The sequence below is a fragment of the Frigidibacter sp. MR17.24 genome, from assembly GCF_037095655.1.
Classification (GTDB): Bacteria; Pseudomonadota; Alphaproteobacteria; order Rhodobacterales; family Rhodobacteraceae; genus Frigidibacter.
This window is the reverse complement of the sequence record NZ_JBAWKE010000025.1, coordinates 1-3,052: the sequence shown is the minus strand read 5'-3', so window position 1 is coordinate 3,052 and position 3,052 is coordinate 1. Positions and strand designations below refer to the sequence as shown.

1 protein-coding gene and 3 pseudogenes are annotated in these 3,052 nt (G+C 58.2%); 2 read left to right on the top strand and 2 right to left on the bottom strand.

The window, feature by feature from the left end:
• Positions 1-222 precede the first annotated feature (222 nt).
• Entirely contained in the window at positions 223-894 is a 672-nt protein-coding gene (locus V8J39_RS23450) for a VPLPA-CTERM sorting domain-containing protein (RefSeq protein WP_336463396.1), read from the bottom strand.
• Positions 895-1,266: 372 nt separating this feature from the next.
• Between V8J39_RS23450 and V8J39_RS23445 the strand changes: the two are divergent.
• Positions 1,267-2,199 (top strand): annotated as a pseudogene (locus V8J39_RS23445) (IS5 family transposase).
• Between the two features lie 55 nt (positions 2,200-2,254).
• On the opposite strand, the pseudogene V8J39_RS23440 reads toward V8J39_RS23445, so the two are convergent.
• Positions 2,255-2,401 (bottom strand): annotated as a pseudogene (locus V8J39_RS23440) (transposase); the annotation flags it as partial.
• 178 nt (positions 2,402-2,579) lie between these two features.
• On the opposite strand from V8J39_RS23440, the pseudogene V8J39_RS23435 reads away from it, so the two are divergent.
• Positions 2,580-3,052, top strand: a pseudogene (locus tag V8J39_RS23435) (transposase); the annotation flags it as partial.

Sequence of the window (3,052 nt, the reverse complement as noted above, 5' to 3'; positions counted from 1 at the left end):
GGGGAAGAAGGCTTCGGCATGGCTCGACGCTAACACTCAGGACTCACAACCTGAATCCGCCTCACCGATAAGTGCAACAACGCCCCTGCAGAGAAGATCAGGCTGGAAATGCGTGCCGCATAGCCCCAGAAATCAACCTGCGGACTCTCCGGAAATTCGGAGGAGAGTCGGGTCTCGGGTCAGTCTTGAGCCTAGCTGAACCTGCCAGATTGCATGAAGATCTCACGCGTTCTGGCGTCGTTTCCGCATGACCAGTAGTGCGCCCATTCCTGCGGCCATCAGTGGTAGTGATGCTGGAAGTGGCACGCTGGGCAATAGACTCTCATCAAAAACTGCCTGATACCCACCCATCGTCACATAATACTGTGGAACTACCTGAGTAGGATCTTGATCTTTACCCAGAGAGAACATCATTGACATTCTTGGTATGATGAACTGATCTCCGGCCTCTGCCGGTGCCAGTTCATAGCTTACCGGCGACCCAACATTCTTAAGTCCAGACACAGTGGATATAACAAACTCCACATCTGCTCCTGGGGAGAGTTCAAATAATCCAGGAGCGTTTCCTCCGCCCCACAAAATCCCCACGTTTCCCTGCATGTAATCAGAAGTGCCGCCATGGTATCTGGCAATGAAGTCAGAACTTCCATAGTTTGTCAGCCTCGCCGTAACCTGATAGCCATCACTCCAACTTGTTCCTGGCGCAACAAAGAACAGCGGCTCGCTTGTCATTACAAGGCTAAGGTCTTCGAGTTCGTATCCGCAGAAGCCGCCAGCCGCATTGCATCCATATGTCGCAGCATTACTTGGCGTTCCCCCAAAAGTGCAGATTGCCACAATAGCCGCACACCCAAGATTAACCGTTGAGTTCATCACGCCTTTAAACGAAGCCATTTTCCCTCAATTATATTCTGGCGCGCACAATCCTAGACAAGAGAGTTAGTTTGCTCACTTTGATAGATTGGATATGACTTCGCCGATGAACGTCCGCCTGGACGATACCTCCGAACGTTCACGTTAGTCTAGTGCATCGTGAGTTACGCCCTAGCAACTGTATCTGTCAGATGTGGCGGGGCTTCCACTCTCGTCGTTTTTTTGCATAAAGAATTGGCTAGGATGACGAGCTTTCGTGCGACTGCTGTCACGATGACCTTGTGCGGCTTTCCAGCTTTGCGGAGCCGATCAGCGAAAGCTTTGCGCGGCGTTGTTGCAGAACTCGGCTGGTGAAGGATTCATATCGGGAATCCATGCGGTTAGACGAACGCCATGAGCAAGCCGAAGCCCGCCCGCTACCACACCTCGAACTGGTCCACCTATAACGATGCGCTCAGGAAGCGCGGGTCGCTGCTGATCTGGCTGGACAAGGAGATGACCTGGCACGCGCCGCATGAGGGACGCGCGGGGCGCCGGCCGGTCTTTTCGAACGCCGCGATCCAGTTTTGCCTATCAATCAAGGTTCTGTTCAAGCTGCCTCTCAGGCAGGCAGCCGGGATGGTGGCGAGCCTCCTGCGCGTTGCTGGGCTGGATTGGCCTGTTCCGAACTACTCGATGCTGTGCCGCAGGCAGAAGACCCTGAAGGTGCAGATCCCTTATCGCCGTGCTGGCGGACCGCTTAACCTGCTGGTGGACAGCACCGGCATCAAGTTTCTTGGCGACGGCGAATGGCAGGCCTGCAAACATGGCGTTCAGGGTCGTCGCCAATGGCGCAAGGTGCATCTGGCGATGGACACTACCACATCCGACATCCGCGTGGTCGAGTTCACCCCGAGCCGGGAAGGCGAGCGCCCCGTCCTGCCGGACCTGCTTGGTCAGATCAGGCAGGACGAGGACATTGGCACCGTGACCGCAGATGGTGCCTACGATACCCGCCGCTGCCACAGCGCCGTCATCGCGCGTGGCGGCACGGCAATCATACCGATCCGAAGGAACGGTCGGGCTTAGAAAGAGGACTGCCCGGCTGCCAAGGCGCGCAACGAAACCCTGCGCGCCACGCGCTATTACGGTCGGGCATTCTGGAAGCGGTGGACCGGATATCACGCCCGCAGCCGCATGGAAGCCAAGATGCGGTGCCTGAAGGCTTTTGGTAAGCGCATCGCTGCGCAGGATCCCGATCGCCAAGCCGCCGAAATCCACATCCAGGTCGCCCTCATCAATCGCTTCAACGCGCTCGGTACCGCCGAGGTTGTCCGCGTGGCCTGAGCACCGACGGGAAAGGGCCACTCATACCTCAGCCCGCCGTTCTGCAACAACGCCCGTCCAGGCCGCCATACTTGGACCGCCACTTGTAGAAACTGGCCGTGCTGATCCCGTGCTCGCGGCACAGCTGGGGCACAGCCACCCCGTTCTCAGCCTGGCCCAGGACCGCCATGATCTGCGGCTCAGTGAAACGGCTCTTCCTCATCCGAATCTCCTCGGCTTGCGACGCGAGAAAATTCTACGATCAAAGACCCTTAACAGGCCGCTGAAAAAAACCTGCCTCGACGCCGTTGGAGGAACATGATTCACCGACATCACGGNCCTGCCTCGACGCCGTTGGAGGAACATGATTCACCGACATCACGGCATATGTGGAGATGGCGATGCGTGGATCGGACGAGGCGACGGGATCGCTGTTCAGCTACGTCGACCTTGAGGAACGCGTCCCGGCACGGCATCCTCTGCGCAAGATCCGCGCTGTCGTCAACGATGCGCTTCGTTCGCTGAATGCCGACTTCGATCGCCTCTACGCCGGGGAGGGCCGCCCCTCGATCGCGCCGGAACGATTGATCCGAGCAAGCCTGCTGCAGATCCTCTACTCGATCCGGTCCGAGCGGCAGCTCACGGAGCAGATGGATTACAATCTGCTTTTCCGCTGGTTCGTGGGCTTGGGGATCGACGACGCGGTCTGGGGTGAAGGGCGTCCCGGAATTGGTCCAGTGGACCAATTCAGCCCTGAACGGGCGAAGCCCCGGGCCGCAGGCCGACCGTGTTCACGAAGAACCGCGACCGGCTGCTGACGACGGATATTTCGCGCAAGGTCATGGCCGCGATCCTGGCACATCGCGAGGTGGCA

What these genes read in the sequence shown, in the direction of transcription:
- V8J39_RS23450 (WP_336463396.1), bottom strand. Translation starts at nt 894, where the DNA reads ATGGCTTCGTTTAAAGGCGTGATGAACTCAACGGTTAATCTTGGGTGT.